Origin of the sequence: Pseudomonas sp. SWRI77, assembly GCF_014269105.1 — a bacterium.
In the GTDB taxonomy this organism is placed as follows: Bacteria; Pseudomonadota; Gammaproteobacteria; order Pseudomonadales; family Pseudomonadaceae; genus Aquipseudomonas; species Aquipseudomonas capeferrum.
In genome coordinates this window covers 60,510-77,644 of sequence record NZ_JABWRV010000010.1, presented here as the reverse complement: position 1 = coordinate 77,644, position 17,135 = coordinate 60,510, and the positions used below count along the sequence as shown (strand labels likewise).

The 17,135-nt window shown below is 62.8% G+C and carries 14 protein-coding genes; 10 read left to right on the top strand and 4 right to left on the bottom strand.

Annotated features, from left to right (window positions below; genetic code table 11):
• The first annotated feature begins 30 nt into the window (after window positions 1–30).
• From gatC to HU766_RS12230, 5 genes are all read left to right on the top strand, one after another.
• Complete coding sequence (gene gatC, locus HU766_RS12250; protein ID WP_027595588.1) at window positions 31–318, top strand: Asp-tRNA(Asn)/Glu-tRNA(Gln) amidotransferase subunit GatC; 288 nt, start codon at window positions 31–33, stop codon at window positions 316–318.
• A 15-nt stretch (window positions 319–333) separates the two neighbouring features.
• On the top strand, window positions 334–1,785 hold the full coding sequence (gene gatA, locus HU766_RS12245) for an Asp-tRNA(Asn)/Glu-tRNA(Gln) amidotransferase subunit GatA (RefSeq protein WP_186657042.1): 1,452 nt from the start codon (window positions 334–336) through the stop codon (window positions 1,783–1,785).
• An 11-nt stretch (window positions 1,786–1,796) separates the two neighbouring features.
• Window positions 1,797–3,242: an Asp-tRNA(Asn)/Glu-tRNA(Gln) amidotransferase subunit GatB gene (gene gatB / locus HU766_RS12240; protein ID WP_033701124.1), complete on the top strand. Its 1,446-nt coding sequence runs from the start codon at window positions 1,797–1,799 to the stop codon at window positions 3,240–3,242.
• Window positions 3,243–3,416: 174 nt separating this feature from the next.
• Window positions 3,417–3,791 (top strand): septal ring lytic transglycosylase RlpA family protein, encoded by a 375-nt coding sequence (locus HU766_RS12235; protein ID WP_186657038.1) that lies wholly within the window; start codon window positions 3,417–3,419, stop codon window positions 3,789–3,791.
• A gap of 59 nt (window positions 3,792–3,850) precedes the next feature.
• Window positions 3,851–4,894, top strand: coding sequence for a calcium/sodium antiporter (locus HU766_RS12230; RefSeq protein ID WP_033701126.1), 1,044 nt, complete (start codon window positions 3,851–3,853; stop codon window positions 4,892–4,894).
• Window positions 4,895–4,983: 89 nt separating this feature from the next.
• Here the strand turns inward: HU766_RS12230 and HU766_RS12225 are convergent, their stop codons facing one another.
• From HU766_RS12225 to HU766_RS12210, 4 genes are all read right to left on the bottom strand, one after another.
• Window positions 4,984–6,345, bottom strand: coding sequence for an amino acid permease (locus HU766_RS12225; protein WP_033701127.1), 1,362 nt, complete (start codon window positions 6,343–6,345; stop codon window positions 4,984–4,986).
• Window positions 6,346–6,401: 56 nt separating this feature from the next.
• On the bottom strand, window positions 6,402–7,343 hold the full coding sequence (locus HU766_RS12220; RefSeq protein WP_033701128.1) for an AEC family transporter: 942 nt from the start codon (window positions 7,341–7,343) through the stop codon (window positions 6,402–6,404).
• Window positions 7,344–7,505: 162 nt separating this feature from the next.
• Window positions 7,506–8,066: a response regulator transcription factor gene (locus HU766_RS12215; protein WP_033701129.1), complete on the bottom strand. Its 561-nt coding sequence runs from the start codon at window positions 8,064–8,066 to the stop codon at window positions 7,506–7,508.
• Window positions 8,066–9,322, bottom strand: coding sequence for an ATP-binding protein (locus tag HU766_RS12210; protein ID WP_033701130.1), 1,257 nt, complete (start codon window positions 9,320–9,322; stop codon window positions 8,066–8,068). The genes HU766_RS12215 and HU766_RS12210 overlap by 1 nt, the downstream gene beginning before the upstream one ends.
• A gap of 201 nt (window positions 9,323–9,523) precedes the next feature.
• Here HU766_RS12210 and HU766_RS12205 point away from each other — a divergent pair, with 201 nt between their 5' ends.
• The 5 genes from HU766_RS12205 to HU766_RS12185 all read left to right on the top strand — a co-directional run bounded on the left by HU766_RS12205 (window position 9,524) and on the right by HU766_RS12185 (window position 17,124).
• Entirely contained in the window at window positions 9,524–10,240 is a 717-nt protein-coding gene (locus HU766_RS12205; protein WP_186657034.1) for an SIMPL domain-containing protein, read from the top strand.
• 324 nt (window positions 10,241–10,564) lie between these two features.
• Window positions 10,565–12,190, top strand: coding sequence for an ABC transporter substrate-binding protein (locus HU766_RS12200; RefSeq protein WP_047581369.1), 1,626 nt, complete (start codon window positions 10,565–10,567; stop codon window positions 12,188–12,190).
• 149 nt (window positions 12,191–12,339) lie between these two features.
• Window positions 12,340–13,932, top strand: coding sequence for an ABC transporter substrate-binding protein (locus HU766_RS12195; RefSeq protein ID WP_186657030.1), 1,593 nt, complete (start codon window positions 12,340–12,342; stop codon window positions 13,930–13,932).
• Window positions 13,933–14,064: 132 nt separating this feature from the next.
• Window positions 14,065–15,444: an OprD family porin gene (locus HU766_RS12190; protein ID WP_033701134.1), complete on the top strand. Its 1,380-nt coding sequence runs from the start codon at window positions 14,065–14,067 to the stop codon at window positions 15,442–15,444.
• Window positions 15,445–15,528: 84 nt separating this feature from the next.
• On the top strand, window positions 15,529–17,124 hold the full coding sequence (locus HU766_RS12185; RefSeq protein WP_186657027.1) for an ABC transporter substrate-binding protein: 1,596 nt from the start codon (window positions 15,529–15,531) through the stop codon (window positions 17,122–17,124).
• The last annotated feature ends 11 nt before the right edge of the window (window positions 17,125–17,135 follow it).

Here is a 17,135-nt window from a genome sequence, read left to right as displayed (position 1 = left end):
TTCCGTTCTTTGTTCCCCTTGGAGATCCCCATGGCGCTTGAACGCTGCGACGTGGAAAAGATCGCCCATCTGGCCCGTCTGGGGCTGAATGATGGCGAACTGCCACGTATTACCGATGCACTGAACAGCATTCTCGGGCTGGTCGACCAGATGCAAGCGGTCGACACCACGGGCATCGAGCCCCTGGCCCACCCCCTGGAGGCCAGCCAGCGACTGCGTCCCGACCAGGTCACCGAAAGCAACCAGCGCGAGGCCTACCAGGCCATCGCACCCTCGACCGAAAGCGGTCTGTACCTGGTTCCCAAAGTCATCGAGTAAGGGATAGAGCCTGCCATGCATCAATTGACCCTGGCCGAGATCGCCCGCGGACTCGCCGACAAGTCGTTTTCCTCCGAAGAGCTGACGGGCGCCCTGCTGGCGCGCATCAAGCAACTCGACCCGCAAATCAACAGCTTCATCAGCGTCACCGAAGAGCTGGCCCTGGGCCAGGCCCGTGCCGCCGACGCCCGCCGCGCCGCTGGCGAGGCCGGGGCACTGCTGGGCGCGCCGATCGCCCACAAGGACCTGTTCTGCACCAACGGTGTACGCACCAGCTGCGGCTCGAAGATGCTCGACAACTTCAAGGCGCCGTACGATGCCACCGTGGTCGCCAAGCTGGCCGAAGCCGGCATGGTCACCCTGGGCAAGACCAACATGGACGAATTCGCCATGGGTTCGGCCAACGAATCCAGCCACTATGGCCCGGTGAAAAACCCGTGGAACCTCGAGCACGTGCCTGGCGGCTCGTCCGGTGGCTCGGCTGCTGCCGTCGCCGCGCGCCTGCTGCCAGCCTCCACTGGCACCGACACCGGCGGCTCGATCCGACAGCCGGCAGCGCTGACCAACCTGACCGGCCTGAAACCGACGTACGGTCGTGTTTCGCGCTGGGGCATGATCGCTTACGCCTCCAGCCTCGACCAGGGCGGCCCACTGGCCCGTACCGCCGAAGACTGCGCGCTGCTGCTGCAAGGCATGGCCGGTTTCGACGCCAAGGACTCCACCAGCATCGAAGAACCGGTGCCGGACTACAGCGCCAAACTCAACGCCTCGCTGCAAGGCCTGCGCATTGGCCTGCCGAAGGAATACTTCAGCGCCGGCCTCGACCCGCGCATCGCCGAACGCGTGCAAGCCAGCGTCAAGGAGCTGGAAAAGCTCGGCGCCGTGGTCAAGGAAATCAGCCTGCCGAACATGCAGCATGCCATCCCGGCGTACTACGTGATCGCGCCCGCTGAAGCGTCCTCCAACCTGTCGCGTTTCGATGGCGTGCGTTTCGGCTACCGCTGCGAAGCCCCCAAAGACCTGACCGACCTGTACAAGCGTTCGCGTGGCGAAGGCTTCGGCGCCGAAGTGCAGCGCCGCATCATGGTCGGCACCTACGCCCTGTCGGCCGGCTATTACGACGCCTACTACGTCAAGGCGCAGCAGATCCGCCGCCTGATCAAGAACGACTTCATGGCCGCGTTCAACGACGTCGACCTGATCCTTGGCCCGACCACGCCGAACCCGGCCTGGAAGCTCGGCGCCAAGAGCAGCGACCCAGTCGCCGCCTACCTTGAAGACGTCTACACCATCACCGCCAACCTGGCAGGCCTGCCCGGCCTGTCGATGCCGGCCGGCTTCGTCGATGGCCTGCCCGTTGGCGTGCAGTTGCTGGCGCCGTACTTCCAGGAAGGCCGCCTGCTCAACGTCGCGCACCGCTACCAGCAAGTGACCGACTGGCACACCCGTGCCCCCAACGGCTTCTGAGGAGTTCACACATGCAATGGGAAGTTGTGATCGGGCTGGAAATTCATACCCAGCTCGCTACCCAGTCGAAGATCTTCTCCGGCAGCGCCACCACCTTCGGCTCCGAGCCGAATACCCAGGCCAGCCTGGTTGACCTGGGGATGCCCGGCGTACTGCCGGTGCTGAACCAGGAAGCCGTGCGCATGGCCTGCATGTTCGGCCTGGCGATCGACGCCGAGATCGGCAAGCGCAACGTGTTCGCGCGCAAGAACTACTTCTACCCCGACCTGCCCAAGGGCTACCAGATCAGCCAGATGGAGCTGCCGATCGTCGGCAAGGGCCACCTGGATATCGCCCTGGAAGACGGCACCATCAAGCGCATCGGGGTTACCCGTGCGCACCTGGAAGAAGACGCCGGCAAGAGCCTGCACGAAGACTTCAGCGGCTCTACCGGCATCGACCTGAACCGTGCCGGCACGCCGCTGCTGGAAATCGTCTCCGAGCCGGACATGCGCAGCGCCAAGGAGGCCGTGGCCTACGTCAAGGCCATCCACGCCCTGGTGCGCTACCTGGGCATCTGCGACGGCAACATGGCCGAAGGCTCGCTGCGCTGCGACTGCAACGTGTCGATCCGCCCCAAGGGCCAGGCCGAGTTCGGCACCCGCTGCGAGATCAAGAACGTCAACTCGTTCCGCTTCATCGAGCGTGCGATCAACAGCGAGATCCAGCGCCAGATCGACCTGATCGAAGACGGTGGCAGGGTCATCCAGGAAACCCGCCTGTACGACCCGAACAAGGACGAGACCCGCTCCATGCGCAGCAAGGAGGAAGCCAACGACTACCGTTACTTCCCCGACCCGGACCTGCTGCCGGTGGTCATCGAGGACAGCTTCCTCGACACCATCCGTGCCGGCTTGCCCGAGCTGCCACCGCAAAAGGTCGAGCGCTTCCAGAGCCAGTACGGCCTGTCGGCCTACGACGCCAACGTGCTGGCCTCCAGCCGTGAACAGGCGGACTACTTCGAAGAAGTGGTGAAGATTGGCGGCGACGCCAAGCTGGCCGCCAACTGGGTCATGGTCGAGCTGGGCAGCCTGCTGAACAAGCTGGGCATCGAGATCGACCAGGCGCCGGTCAGTGCCGAGCAGCTCGGTGGCATGTTGCTGCGGATTCGCGACAACACCATCAGCGGCAAGATTGCCAAGACCGTGTTCGAAGCCATGGCCGCCGGTGAAGGCGATGCCGACAGCATCATCGAAAGCCGTGGCCTGAAGCAGGTTACCGACACCGGTGCAATCGAGACGATGCTCGACGAGATGCTGGCTGCCAACGCCGAACAGGTCGAACAGTACCGCGCCGCCGACGAGGCCAAGCGTGGCAAGATGTTCGGCTTCTTCGTCGGCCAGGCGATGAAAGCGTCGAAGGGCAAGGCCAACCCTGGGCAAGTGAACCAATTGCTCAAAGCCAAGCTCGAAGGCTGAGCTGAAAAATGCGGCGAGGGCTTTGCCCTCGTTCGCGGGGCCAGTCGGATCGCCGCACCGCCGCTCCCACAGGTATTGCGCAGCCCAGTACCTGTGGGAGCGGCGGTGCGGCGATCCGACTGGCCCCGCGAAGTGCCGCACAGCAGCCCCAACGGCAGCACCGGAGCTTTCGACTTGCTAAAACGATCCCTCGGCACCCTCGCACTCTTCTCCCTGCTGGCCGGCTGCGCCAGCCACGACATCGACCCTCGCGGCTACAACCAGACCGGTACCGCCTCTTATTACGGCGCCCGCCACCACGGCAAACGCACGGCCAGTGGCGAGCCTTTCAACCAGCATGCCCTCACCGCCGCTCACCGCAGCCTGCCCTTCGGCAGCAAGGTGCTGGTCACCAACCTTGCCAACCAACGCAGCGTGGTGGTGCGCATCAACGACCGCGGCCCGCACACACGTGGCCGGCTGATCGACCTGTCACGCGCCGCAGCAGAAAAAATTGGCATGCTCCGTAGCGGAACGGCGCGCGTCCGGGTACAAGGTCTGAGCGACTGACCGACTGGAGCCCGACCATTTTCGACCTCGCCACCCTTCCCACCTTCAGCCTCCTGCAACTGGGCGTCGCCCTCGTGCTGCTGGCCTGCGGTGCAGAGCTACTGGTACGTGTGGCCCTGCGCCTGGCCCTGCGCCTGCACGTGCGGCCATTGATCATCGGCCTGAGCCTGGTGGCCTTCGGCAGCACCGCGCCGCAGCTCACCGTCAGCCTGCAGGCTGCCTACCAAGGCGCACCCGATGTCGCAGTCGGCAGCGTGATCGGCAGCAATATCTTCAACGTGCTGGTGATTCTCGGCCTGGCCGCGCTGATCATCCCGCTGCGCGTATCACGCCAGCTGGTGCGCCTGGATATCCCCCTGATGATCGTCGCCAGCGCGCTGGTGTATGCGCTCGCCGCCAATGGCTACCTGGGCCGCTGGGAGGGCCTGCTGCTGTTGTTGGCACTGGTGGGCTACCTGGGCATGCTCTGGCACCAATCGCGGCATTACGCCCGCACCTACCCCGCGCCCAGCGTCATCACCGTCAGCGGCGCACGCTTCTGGTCTGGCGCCCTGTTGCAGATTGCCCTCGGCCTTGGCCTGCTGAGCCTGGCCGGGCACCTGCTGCTGGAAGCCGTCGTCGAGGTGGCGACCGACCTGGGGCTGTCCGAACGCATCATCGGCCTGACCGTGGTGGCGGTCTGCACGTCGCTACCAGAGTTGGCGGCGGCGATGATCGCCGCCCTTCGCGGCGAACGGGAGATCGCCGTGGGCACGGTGATCGGCAGCAACCTGTTCAACCTGCTGGGGGTATTGGGGCTGACTGCGCTGATCACGCCAGAGCCGCTGTCGATCTCACCCAACGCACTGGCCTTTGACTTGCCGGTGATGCTGGGTGTGGCGGCGCTAAGCCTGCCGGTGTTTTATTCGGGGTACCGGATTACCCGCGCTGAAGGCTTGGTGTTCCTTTGCCTGTACCTGGCCTATGGGCTGCATGTGGTGGCCTTCACCACCGGCATGCCACTGGCCGGGCGCCTGGAACGGCTCATGCTGTTTTATGTGCTGCCGGTGCTAGCGGTGGTGTTGCTGTATACCACCGTGCGCGCCTGGCGCCGACAGCATTGAGGTGCCGTAAGGGGTAGCGTGATGGCTGCCAGGTGCATGCCTTGCGGTTTGCTGCGCCTGTGAGATCGAGCCAGGCGCTTGTCAGCCCCTCACCCCTTGGCCTGCCGCGCCTTCTTCAACCGGAACGCCACCCACAGCACCGCGATCCAACCCGGAATCAACATCACCGAAATACGAATCGGCGGCGTCAGGTACATCACCACCAGAATCAGCACGATGAACGCCAGGCACAGGTAATTGGTAATCGGGTGCCCCCAGCTCTGATAAAACGGGGTAATGCCCGCGCCCAGCTTGGCCTTGCGGAACTTCAGGTGGGTAATGCTGATGCTCGCCCAGTTGATCACCAGCGCCGACACCGCCAGGGCCATCAGCAAACCGAAGGCTTCCCCCGGCATCAGGTAGTTGATCAGTACGCACAGGCCGGTGGCGAACGCCGAAACGCCCAGCGCCGTCAGCGGGACGCCACTGCGGCTGACCTTGAGCAACTGACGCGGCGCATCGCCCTGGCTGGCCAGGCCGAACAGCATGCGGCTGTTGGCGTAGACACAACTGTTGTAAACCGACAGCGCAGCCGTCAACACCACGACGTTGAGGATCGTCGCCACCAGGTCGCTGTCCAGCTCATGGAAGATCATCACGAACGGGCTGCCCCCCTGCACCACCTTCTGCCATGGGTACAGCGACAGCAGCACCGCCAAGGCGCCAATGTAGAAAATCAGGATGCGGTAGACCACCTGGTTGGTGGCCTTGGGGATGCTCTGACGCGGGTTGTCCGCCTCGGCAGCGGTGATCCCCACCAGCTCCAGCCCACCGAAGGAGAACATGATCACGGCCAGGGCCATGACCAGGCCAGTGACGCCGTTAGGGAAGAAACCACCGTACTGCCACAGGTTGGCCACGCTGGCATCCGGGCCGCCATGGCCGCTGCTCAGCAGCCAGGCACCAAAGCCGATCATGCTGACGATGGCCACCACCTTGACCAGGGCGAACCAGAACTCCATCTCACCGTAGACTTTCACCTGCGTCAGGTTGATGAGGTTGATGACCACGAAGAAGATCGCCGCCGTAGCCCAAGTAGGGAAATCTGGCCACCAGTACTGCACATAGATGCCCACCGCCGTCAGCTCGGCCATGCCCACCAGCACGTACACCACCCAGTAGTTCCAGCCCGAGACGAAGCCTGCGAATTCGCTCCAGTACTGGTGGGCAAAGTGGCTGAAGCTGCCGGCGACCGGCTCTTCGACCACCATTTCGCCAAGCTGGCGCATGATGAAGAAGGCCATCAGGCCGGCAATGGCATAGCCCAGCAAAACGGAAGGGCCAGCCAGCTGAATGGTCTGGGCGATCCCCAGAAACAGCCCCGTGCCGATGGCCCCACCCAGCGCGATCAGCTGGATATGGCGGTTCTTCAACCCGCGCTGCAAGCGCTCGGGCGTGCTCTGGTCTTGCATGAAGTGTCCTTTAGCTCAGTGAGGCAGTGTTATTGCTGTTATTTGCAGTCAAGGATCTAGATCCATCCGCCCCACTGCAAGATGAAAATACCGATATTGGTGGTGATCGCCGCCATTAGCGTCGTGATCACGATGATCGAGGCAGCCAATTCATGGTTGCCATTGGCCGCCCGTGCCATCACGTAGCTGGCCGCTGCGGTAGGGCTGCCGATGTACAGGAACAGGATGCCCAGCTCGGCACCGCGGAAACCGCACAGCCAGGCACCCAACGTGCCGACCAGCGGCAACCAGACCATCTTCACCAGGCTGGCATCGATCGCCAGCCTGCCACTGTCACGCAGCGCCGCCAGCGACAGGGTACCGCCAATGCAGATCAGCGCCAGCGGCAGGGTCATCTGCGCCAGGTAGTCGCCCGAGGTGAGCAACCAGTTGGGCAGCGGCACCTGGCCGTAGGCCATGGGCGTTGCCACCAGCACGCTGAGGATCAAGGGGTTGCTGAAGATGCTCTTGCAGATGCTCCACGGGTCAGACTTGAGGTCCGGGCTGTACACCGCCAGCACCACCGCCGACAGCGAGTTGTACATGAGGATCACCAGGCCTGCCAGCACCGCCCCTAGCGAGATACCGTAGTCGCCGTACAGGCTGGCGGCCAGCGCCAGGCCGATCACGCCGTTGTTGCCGCGAAATGCGCCTTGGGTGTAGATGCCGCGGTCTGCCGGCGGGCAACGCCAGAGGGCCAGCCCCCAGGCCACGGCGAAGCCAACCAGGGTGGCAGCGACGAAATACAGGATGACGCCGGGTTTGACCGCGGCCGCCAGGTCGGCGTGGTAGATGCCCAGGAACAGCAGCGCCGGCATGCAGACATTGAACACCAGCTGCGACGCGACACGGTTGAAGTTGTCGTCGATCAGGTGGATGCGTTTGAGCAGTATGCCCATGAACAGCATGGCGAAAACGGGCGCCGTGATGTTCAGCGTCTGGATAAGAAGGGCGAGCATGCGATCCTGCAGGGAGTTGCCGTCAGGGGGCTAATGATACGTCAACGGCTGCGAGTTGCGGGGATCGGGATGCGATACAGAGAAGTGTCTGACAGCCAGGGACCTTTCGCGGGGCAAGCCCGCTCCCACAATGTGTGGCAGCGGGCTTGCCCGGCGAACGGGTCAGCGCCGAACCGGTCGCTTCTGCAGCTTGCGCTGCAAGGTCCGCCGGTGCATGCCCAACGCCCGCGCCGTGGCCGAGATATTGCCTTCGTGTTCGTTCAGCACGCGCTGGATGTGCTCCCACTGCAGGCGGTCGACCGACATCGGGTTTTCCGGCACCAGGGCATCCAGGTCAGCGTGCTCGGAAAGCAGCGCCGCGAGTACATCGTCAGCATCGGCCGGCTTGCACAGGTAGTTGCAGGCACCGCGTTTGACCGCCTCGACTGCGGTGGCGATGCTCGAGTAACCGGTGAGGATCACCACCCGCATCTCCGGGTCCAGCTCCAGCAGCTTGGGCAACAGCACCAACCCTGAGTCACCTTCCATCTTCAGGTCCAGCGTGGCGTAGTCCGGCAGGTCCTGCTGGGCCAGGATCAGCCCCTCCTCAGCCGAGCCTGCGGTGCTCACGCGGAACCCGCGGCGGCTCATGGCGCGTGCCATGACCCGGGTAAAGGTGGCATCGTCATCCACCAGCAGCAGGTGCGGCAGCTCTTCGCCTTCAACCTGGATATCTTCACTCATCATTCATCTCCTCGCTTGCCATGGGGCAGGCGCAGTTCGGTCAGGGTGCCACCCTGCTCATGACTATAGAGTTTCACCGAACCGCCCGCACGCGTCACGCTGGCCTTGCTCAAGAACAGGCCCAGGCCGAAGCCTTTGCCCTTGGTGGTAATAAAGGGTTTGCCAATCGCTTCGGCGATTGCCGGGGGCACACCAGGGCCATGGTCACGAATGCTGATGACAATGTCCTCGGCGTCCCAGTCCAGGCGCACCTCAAGGTCGTCCGGGCACGCGTCGGCTGCATTGTTCAGCAGGTTCAGCAGGGCCTGGGTCAGGTCAGGTGGCGGCGTCAGGCGGGGTACCTGGCCGTCCCTGAGGCGCTGGAAGCGGTAACTGGCTTCGGGCCGCATCAGGTGCCAACGGTTGAGCGCCTCGTCCAGCCAGACGGTGACGTCCTGCTCGACCATGGCCAGGCGGCGATTGGCCTCGGCGGCACGCACCAGTTGCTGCAAGGTTTCCTTGCACAGCTTGACCTGGTCCTGAAGGATCTGCAGGTCTTCCTGCAACAAAGGGTCGGGGTGGTCCTGGCGCATTTCGTTAAGCAGTACGCTCATGGTCGCCAGCGGTGTGCCCAGCTCATGGGCAGCGCCGGCGGCCTGGGTGGCCACGGCCAGCAATTGCTCATCGCGCAGGCTCTCTTCACGGCGCTCGGAGCGCAGTTGTTCCTGGCGCCGCAGCTCCTCGGCCATGCGCGCGGCAAAGAAGGTGATGACTGCGGCCGCCAGGGCGATGCTCAGCCACATGCCGTAGACCTGCATCTTGTCCCGCGCCATAGGCAGCCCTTCAAGCGGGTAGAACTGCACCAGCAGCAAGCTGTAGGCCGTCAGCGCGATGCCCGAAAGGATCAACGAATAGAGCCAGGGCAAGGTCACCGCGGCAATGGCCAGCGGCACCAGGTAATAGGAAACGAACGGGTTGGTCGAGCCGCCGGAGTAATACAGCAAGGCACTGTGGATCAACAGGTCGCAGGCAAGCTGCAGTGCATACTCAAGTTCAGTGACCGGCAGCGACAGGCGCAGGCGCAACGCGGTGAACGCACACAGGATGGACGACAGGGCCAGCGTTGCTGCCAGCGAAAACCATGGCAAGGGCAGCAGGTCGGTCCAGTAGGCGACGCCCACCGAGCCTGCCTGGGCAGCCAGGACCAGCACGCGGATGACAGTCAGGCGCCAGAGGTTCTGACGGGTAGCGGACAACGGTTGTACGTCAGCGAGCATGAGCTCTCCTGATGAGTGCTCCAGAAAATCGGCTGGAGTATACCGAAGCCGGGCGCCTCACTGCAGCGATGCGGCAAAGCGCCACACTTTGTCACAGGTGCATAGTGGCACTTTTGAACCCACTACACTGTTCCCGGTCTGATGGGCCATGCGTGGAATGGAGACCAGATCCCACGCCCTTTTATTGCCAAGGAGTCTTACATGCAAATCCCTCGTCGCGGCACTGCCCTGATCCTGTCGTGCGGGCTGCTCGCCAGCCTGCCTGCGCTGGCGGCCGAAGAGCCGCGCTACAACCAGGTATCGCTGCGTGCCGAAGTCAGCAAGGAAGTGCCGCGCGACCTGATGGTCGTGACCCTCTACAGCGAAGCGCAGAACACCGACCCGGGCAAGCTTGCCAAAGAGATCACCGAGACCATGAACAAGGCTGTACAGCAGTCTCGCCAGGTCAAGGATGTGAAGATCAGCCAGGGCAGCCGCAACAGCTACCCGGTGTACGACAGCAAAGGGCAAAAGATCACCGGCTGGCGTGAACGTGCCGAGCTGCGACTGGAGAGCGCCAACTTCCCAGCCCTGTCGCAACTGACCGCCGACCTGTTGCAAGCGCTGAAAATGGGCGGCATGGACTTCTCCATCGCCCCGGCCACGCGCAAGGCCAGCGAGGACGACCTGCTCAAGGACGCCGTCAATGCCTTCAAGGCACGCGCACAGTTGGCCACCGAGGCACTGGGTGGCAAGGGCTACAAAGTGGTCAACCTGAACCTCAACAGCAGCGGTTACCCGCGCCCTTATATGCGCAGCGCACCGATGGCCATGAAGGCTATGGCGGGTGACGAAGCGGCACCGGCGCCGGATATCGAGGCGGGCACCAGCGAAGTCAGCATGAATGCCGATGGCTTGATCGAAGTTCAGATGCCTTGAGGCACAGTGGGGCGCGTTGCGCCCCCTTCTGGCCAGCCCCGCAGCATGGCCACTTTTAGCATTTTCAGACATTTCCTACGCACCCTGGCGGTGCATGCCTACAATTCCTCCCCCTCGTAACATTCAGCAAAAAGCCATCATTTTGCCCTCGCAAACGTTTAACTTCGCCAAAAGTTATACTGATGCGACATCCATGTACGGTCGTACCACATTTCTGGCGCCAACTGTCCTTCCGAGTGTTGCATTGGGAATAGCCCCTGCATAAGTATCCTCAGGTCGGCTCACGAGGCCACCTCAATCAAAAATGACAACAATGAGGCCACCATGCTCAAACACGCAGTCATTCCGTTCCTGCTTGGCGCAGGTTTGCTCGCTGGCGCCCCCCACGCCCACGCGGCGTCCAACTTGGTGTTCTGCTCCGAAGGCAGCCCCGCCGGCTTCGACCCAGGGCAGTACACAACGGGAACCGACTTCGACGCCTCGGCCGAGACCGTGTTCAACCGCCTGACCCAGTTCGAACGTGGCGGTACCGCCGTGATTCCGGGCCTGGCGACAAAATGGGAAGTGTCCGACGACGGCAAGGCCTACATTTTCCACCTGCGCGAAGGGGTCAAGTTCCACACCACTGACTACTTCAAGCCAAGCCGCCCGTTCGATGCCGACGACGTGCTGTTCACCTTCAACCGCATGCTCGACAAGGACCACCCGTTCCGTAAGGCCTACCCCACCGAGTTCCCCTACTTCACCGACATGGGCATGGACAAGAACATTGCCAAGCTGGAGAAAGTCGACGAACACACGGTCAAGTTCACCCTCAACGACGTCGACGCCGCGTTCATCCAGAACCTGGCGATGAGTTTCGCCTCCATTCAGTCGGCCGAGTACGCCGACCAGTTGCTCAAGGGGGGCAAGGCCGCCGACCTCAACCAGAAGCCGATCGGCACCGGCCCGTTCGTGTTCAGCAAGTACCAGAAAGACGCGCAGATCCGTTTCAAGGGCAACAAGGACTACTGGAAACCCGAGGACGTGAAGATCGACAACCTGATCTTCGCCATCACCACCGATGCCTCGGTGCGCATGCAGAAGCTGAAAAAGGGCGAGTGCCAGGTCACCTTGTTTCCGCGGCCGGCGGACATCGAGCCGCTCAAGGCCGACAAGAACCTGCAGATGCCGCATCAGGCCGGCTTCAACCTCGGTTACATCGCCTACAACGTGATGGACAAGATCAAGGGCAGCGACGCACCCAACCCCATGGCCAAACTCGAAGTGCGCCAGGCACTGGACATGGCGGTGGACAAGAAGAAAATCATCGAATCGGTTTACCAGGGTGCCGGTCAGTTGGCGGTAAACGGCATGCCGCCCACCCAGTGGTCCTATGACGACAGTATCAAGGACGCCACCTACGACCCGGAAAAGGCCAAACAGCTGCTCAAGCAAGCCGGCATCAAGGAAGGCACCGAGATCACCCTGTGGGCCATGCCGGTGCAACGCCCGTACAACCCAAATGCCAAGCTGATGGCTGAAATGCTGCAAGCCGACTGGGCCAAGATCGGCATCAAGGCAAAAATCGTCAGCTATGAATGGGGCGAGTACATCAAGCGCTCAAAAGGCGGCGAACAAGGCGCCATGCTGATTGGCTGGAGCGGCGACAACGGTGACCCGGACAACTGGCTGGGCACCCTGTACGGCTGCGATGCCGTCGACGGCAACAATTTCTCCAAGTGGTGCTACAAGCCTTACGACGACCTGATCAAGCAGGCCAAGGCCACCTCGGACCAGGCCAAGCGCACCGAGCTGTACCAGCAGGCGCAGCACATCCTCAAGGAGCAGGTGCCGATCACCCCGATTGCCCACTCCACCGTGTACCAGCCCATGAGCGCCAAGGTGAAGGACTTCAAGATCAGCCCGTTCGCGTTGAACGCCTTCTACGGCGTCAGCGTGGACAAATAGGGTAGATCCCGGCACCCGCCAGGCGGCGGGTGCCAGCCCCACCAGATCCGATCACAGCATACCGCCCCGCCGCCATCCGCAGCGGGATCGGCGAACTGTTGCCGCCATTCGTACCCCGAGGCGGCGAAACAGACCAACAAGGACTTGCCATGCGCCCTGCCACCCCCCTTTCGACCCTGCTCGCGCTGGGCCTGATAAGCCTCTCCCCGGCCCTGTTCGCAAAAAACCTGGTGTTCTGCTCCGAGGGCAGCCCGGCCGGCTTCGACACGGCCCAGTACACCAGCGCCACTGACAACGACGCCGCCGAACCGCTGTACAACCGCCTGGTCGAGTTCGAGCGCGGTGGCACGGCGGTGCAGCCGGCCCTGGCCACCCAATGGGACGTGTCCGACGATGGGCTGCGCTACACCTTCCACCTGCGTGAGGGGGTGAAGTTCCACGCCAACAAGGCGTTCAGCCCCAGCCGCGACTTCAATGCCGACGACGTGCTGTTCACCTTCAACCGCATGCTCGACAAGGGCCACCCGTTCCGTCAGGCCTACCCCACCGAATTCCCGTACTTCGTCAGCATGGGCCTGGACAAGAATATCGCCCGCCTCGAAAAGACCGGGCCGCTGACCGTGATGTTCACCCTGAACAAGGTCGACGCCGCCTTCGTGCAGAACCTGGCCATGAGCTTCGCCTCGGTGCTGTCCGCCGAGTACGCCGAGCACTTGATGGCCAACGGGCGCCCCAGCGACATCAACCAGCAGCCCATCGGCACCGGACCGTTCGTGTTCCAGCGCTACCAGAAGGATTCGCAGATCCGCTTCAAGGGCAACAAGGCGTACTGGGCGCCGGGCCAGGTGAAAATCGACAACCTGGTGTTTTCGATCAACATCGACCCCTCGGTACGTATCCAGAAGCTGCGGCGCAACGAATGCCAGGTCACCCTGCACCCGCGCCCCGCCGACCTGCCGGCGCTCAAGGCCGATAACAAACTCGAAGTGCTGCAGCAACCTGGCTTCAACCTCGGCTACATCGCCTACAACACCCAGCACCCGCCGTTCGACCGCCTGCAAGTGCGCCAGGCCATGGACATGGCGGTGAACAAGCAGGCGATCCTTCAGGCGGTGTATCAGGACTCCGGGCAGCGCGCAGTCAACGCCATGCCACCGACCCAGTGGTCCTATGACGACAGCCTTGAGGACGCGCCCTTCGACCCGCAAAAAGCCAAGCAACTGCTCAGGCAGGCCGGGGTCAAGGAAGGCACCGAAGTCACCCTGTGGGCCATGCCCGTGCAGCGCCCCTACAACCCAAATGCCAAGCTCATGGCCGAGATGCTCCAGGCCGACTGGAGCAAGCTTGGCTTCAAGGTACGTATCGTCAGCTACGAGTGGGGTGAATACCTCAAGCGCATGAAAAGCGGCGAGCACGACATTGCCCTGATCGGCTGGACCGGTGACAACGGCGACCCCGACAACTGGCTCGGCACCCTCTACAACTGCGACGCCATCGGCAGCAACAACTACTCCCGGTGGTGCGACCCGCAGTACGACAGCCTGGTCAAGCAAGCCAAGCAGGTGACCGACCGCGAACAACGCACCGCCCTCTACCGGCAGGCCCAGCAGCGGCTCAAGCAACAGGTGCCAATCACCCCGGTGGCGCACTCCACGGTGAACCAGCCGATCAGCATCAAGGTTGCCGATTTCAAGGTCAGCCCCTTTGGCCGCAACAATTTTTCCGGTGTGAGTGTTGATTAGGTACTAGCCGCTACAAACAACACCCCTCCCCCTGATTAGCCCGGCAACCCCGGGCAACTCTGGCAACACCGCAGCAACACGCCCGGCTCACAAGGCCGGTAATAACTAGAAAAAGGAAAGGGAGTTTTCACCTTGAGACTATTCACCTCAACCGCACTGGCATTGACCCTCGGTAGCGTCTGCTCCGTGGCCGAAGCCGAACCCCAAAGCCAGGCCTACGTCCCACTCAGCCTCAAGACCAGCAGTGAACAAGACCAGGCAACCGGCTTCATCGACGGCCAAAGCGTCTCTGGCAGCACTCGTAACTGGTATGCCCGCGAGCGCGCCACCCGCGCCCCGCTCTGGAAGTACTACAAGCGCGACGGTACTCGCCACGACACCCACAGCCGCGAGAACTGGCTGCAGGGCACCATCCTCAACTACAGCTCGGGCTTTACCCAAGGCACCGTCGGTATTGCCGTCGAAGCCGCCGGCTACAATGCCATTGCCCTGCAACAGAGCCGCGAGGCAATCGCCGGGCCCAACAACCGCACGCTGACCCACAGCGACGGCGACCCCGTCGGCCAGTGGAGCAAGCTGGGCCTGGGCAACATCAAGGCCCGCGTGTCCAACACCACGCTCACTCTCGGCCGCCAGTCGGTGGACACGCCGATGATCGCCTACATTGGCAACCGCGCCCTGCCATCGAGCTTCCAGGGCGCCTTCCTGCACAGCGCCGAATTCGACAACCTGTCGTTCGACCTGGGCACCTTCGATCGCGTCTCGCCCCGAACCGAACAAAGCCTCAGCAAGTTCCGCTCCGAGTACGGCGCCGCCGGCGTCGAGACCGACCGCGCCAGCACTGCCGGGGTCAACTACCAGCCGTTCAAAAGCCTGAGCACCAGCCTGTATGCCACCAAGGTCGACGACTTCTGGAACCAGTACTACTTCGGCGCCAACCACGTGCTGGGCGACAGCGCCGTGCTCAGCCTGAGCACCGGCCTGAACTACTACAAGACCGTGGATGCAGGCAGCAAGAAGATGGGCGAGATCGACAACGACACTTACAGCCTGTCGCTCGCCCTCACCCACCAGGCCCACACCCTCAGCGCGTCATGGCAACAGGTCAACGGTAACGAGTACTTCGACTACCTGCACGAAACCAACGGCATCTACCTGGCCAACTCGCTGCTCTCGGACTTCAACGGCCCGAACGAGAAATCGCTGCAGCTTTCCTATGTGCTGAACATGGCGCCGTATGGCGTGCCGGGCCTCAAGTTCAACCTGTACAACGCACGCGGCTGGGGCATCGATGGCACCCATTACCGGGGCACTGCCTATGACGTCAACGGCATGGACGGCGAGACCCACTACGAGTGGGGCATCGGCACCAGCTACGCCGTGCAGAGCGGCCCGCTGAAGGACACCAGCATCCGCGCCACCTACACCGCGCACCGCGCCAGCAAGGCGCAGGCCGATGGCAGCCTGGACGAGTTCCGCCTGGTGACCACCATTCCGTTCAACATCCTCTGACCGATGACGCCACGGCCTGCCTCACCCACTGAAAAAAACAGGCCGTGGCGGCTACGCTGGAATCAATGTTTGCAGGGAGTACTCATGAAATCGCTACCGCTCCACGCTGCCTTGGCAGCGCTCATCCTGGGCAGCGCCGCGCCGCTTGCGGCCAAGCCGCTGGTGGTGTGTACCGAAGCCAGCCCCGAGGGTTTCGACGTCGTCCAGTACACCACCGCCGTGACGTTCGATGCCTCGTCCGAAACGCTGTTCAATCGCCTGGTCGATTTCACACCTGGGACTACCGACATACAGCCAGCCCTGGCCGAGCGCTGGGACATCTCAGCTGATGGCCTGACCTACACCTTCCACCTACGCCAGGGGGTGAAGTTCCACACCACCGACTACTTCACCCCTACCCGCGACTTCAATGCCGATGACGTGCTGTGGAGCCTGCGCCGCCAACTCGACCCGCAACACCCCTGGCACGACAAGACCAGCGTCGGCTACCCGTATTTCGAAAGCATGGCCTTTGGCAAATTGCTCAAGTCGGTGGACAAGACCGACGATCGTACCGTGGTCATCACCCTGACCCGCCCTGAAGCACCGTTTCTGCGCGACATGGCCATGGGCTTCACCTCGATCTACTCCGCCGAGTACGGCGACCAGTTGCTCAAGGCTGGCAAGACCGGCGACCTCAACAGCAAGCCGATCGGCACCGGCCCGTTCATCTTCCAGCGCTACAACAAGGACGCCCAGGTCCGCTACAAGCCCAACCCGGACTATTTCCGTGGCAAGCCACCGGCCGATGCCCTGATTTTCGCCATCGCCAACGACAGTAACGTACGCCTGCAAAAGCTGCGCGCCAACGAATGCCAGGTGGCGCTGTACCCCAAGCCTGAGGACGTGCCGTCGATCAAGGCCGACCCCAAGCTCAAGGTGGCCAATACCGAAGCACTGGTCACCGGCTACATCGCCATGAACACCGAACACAAATACCTCAGCGATGTGCGTGTGCGCAAAGCCATCAACATGGCCTTCGACCGCCAGGCCCACGTCGACCAGCTGTTCGGCAAAGGCAATGCCGTGGTCGGCATCAACCCCTATCCGCCGAGCATGATCGGCTTCAACCGCGACAACCAAAACCCACCGCGCGACCTCGACCAGGCACGTGCGCTGCTCAAACAGGCCGGTGTGCCAGACGGTACGGTCATCACCCTGTTCACCCGCAGCGGCGGTGGCCCGACCAACCCCAACCCACGGCTGTCGGCGGAAATGCTCCAGGCCGACCTGGCCAAGGTCGGCATCAAGCTCGACATTCGCGTCATGGAGTGGGCAGAGATGCTGCGCCGGGCCAAAAAAGGCGAGGCCGACCTGGTTTCCACAGGCTGGGCAAGCGACAACGGCGACCCGGACAATTTCCTCACCCCGCTGCTCAGTTGCGAGGCGGCGAAAAATGGCGAGAACTACGCACGCTGGTGCAACTCGAAATTCCAGGCGCTGATCAACCAGGCCCGTCAGGTGACCGACAACGGCGAGCGTGCAAGGCTCTATAGCGAGGCATTGAAGGTGTACGATGACGACCAGCCCTGGATCAGCATGGCCCACCCCAAGATATTTACCGCCATGCGTGAGAACGTGGAGGGTTACGTGATCAACCCTCTGACCAACAACAACTTCGCCACCACCGAGGTGAAGTAGAAAAACAACGA

Coding starts and splice junctions, on each gene's coding strand:
- gatC (WP_027595588.1), top strand. CDS start 31: ATGGCGCTTGAACGCTGCGACGTGGAAAAGATCGCCCATCTGGCCCGT.
- gatA (WP_186657042.1), top strand. CDS start 334: ATGCATCAATTGACCCTGGCCGAGATCGCCCGCGGACTCGCCGACAAG.
- gatB (WP_033701124.1), top strand. CDS start 1,797: ATGCAATGGGAAGTTGTGATCGGGCTGGAAATTCATACCCAGCTCGCT.
- HU766_RS12225 (WP_033701127.1), bottom strand. CDS start 6,345: ATGCAAGACCAGAGCACGCCCGAGCGCTTGCAGCGCGGGTTGAAGAAC.
- HU766_RS12220 (WP_033701128.1), bottom strand. CDS start 7,343: ATGCTCGCCCTTCTTATCCAGACGCTGAACATCACGGCGCCCGTTTTC.
- HU766_RS12215 (WP_033701129.1), bottom strand. CDS start 8,066: ATGAGTGAAGATATCCAGGTTGAAGGCGAAGAGCTGCCGCACCTGCTG.
- HU766_RS12210 (WP_033701130.1), bottom strand. CDS start 9,322: ATGCTCGCTGACGTACAACCGTTGTCCGCTACCCGTCAGAACCTCTGG.
- HU766_RS12205 (WP_186657034.1), top strand. CDS start 9,524: ATGCAAATCCCTCGTCGCGGCACTGCCCTGATCCTGTCGTGCGGGCTG.
- HU766_RS12200 (WP_047581369.1), top strand. CDS start 10,565: ATGCTCAAACACGCAGTCATTCCGTTCCTGCTTGGCGCAGGTTTGCTC.
- HU766_RS12195 (WP_186657030.1), top strand. CDS start 12,340: ATGCGCCCTGCCACCCCCCTTTCGACCCTGCTCGCGCTGGGCCTGATA.
- HU766_RS12185 (WP_186657027.1), top strand. CDS start 15,529: ATGAAATCGCTACCGCTCCACGCTGCCTTGGCAGCGCTCATCCTGGGC.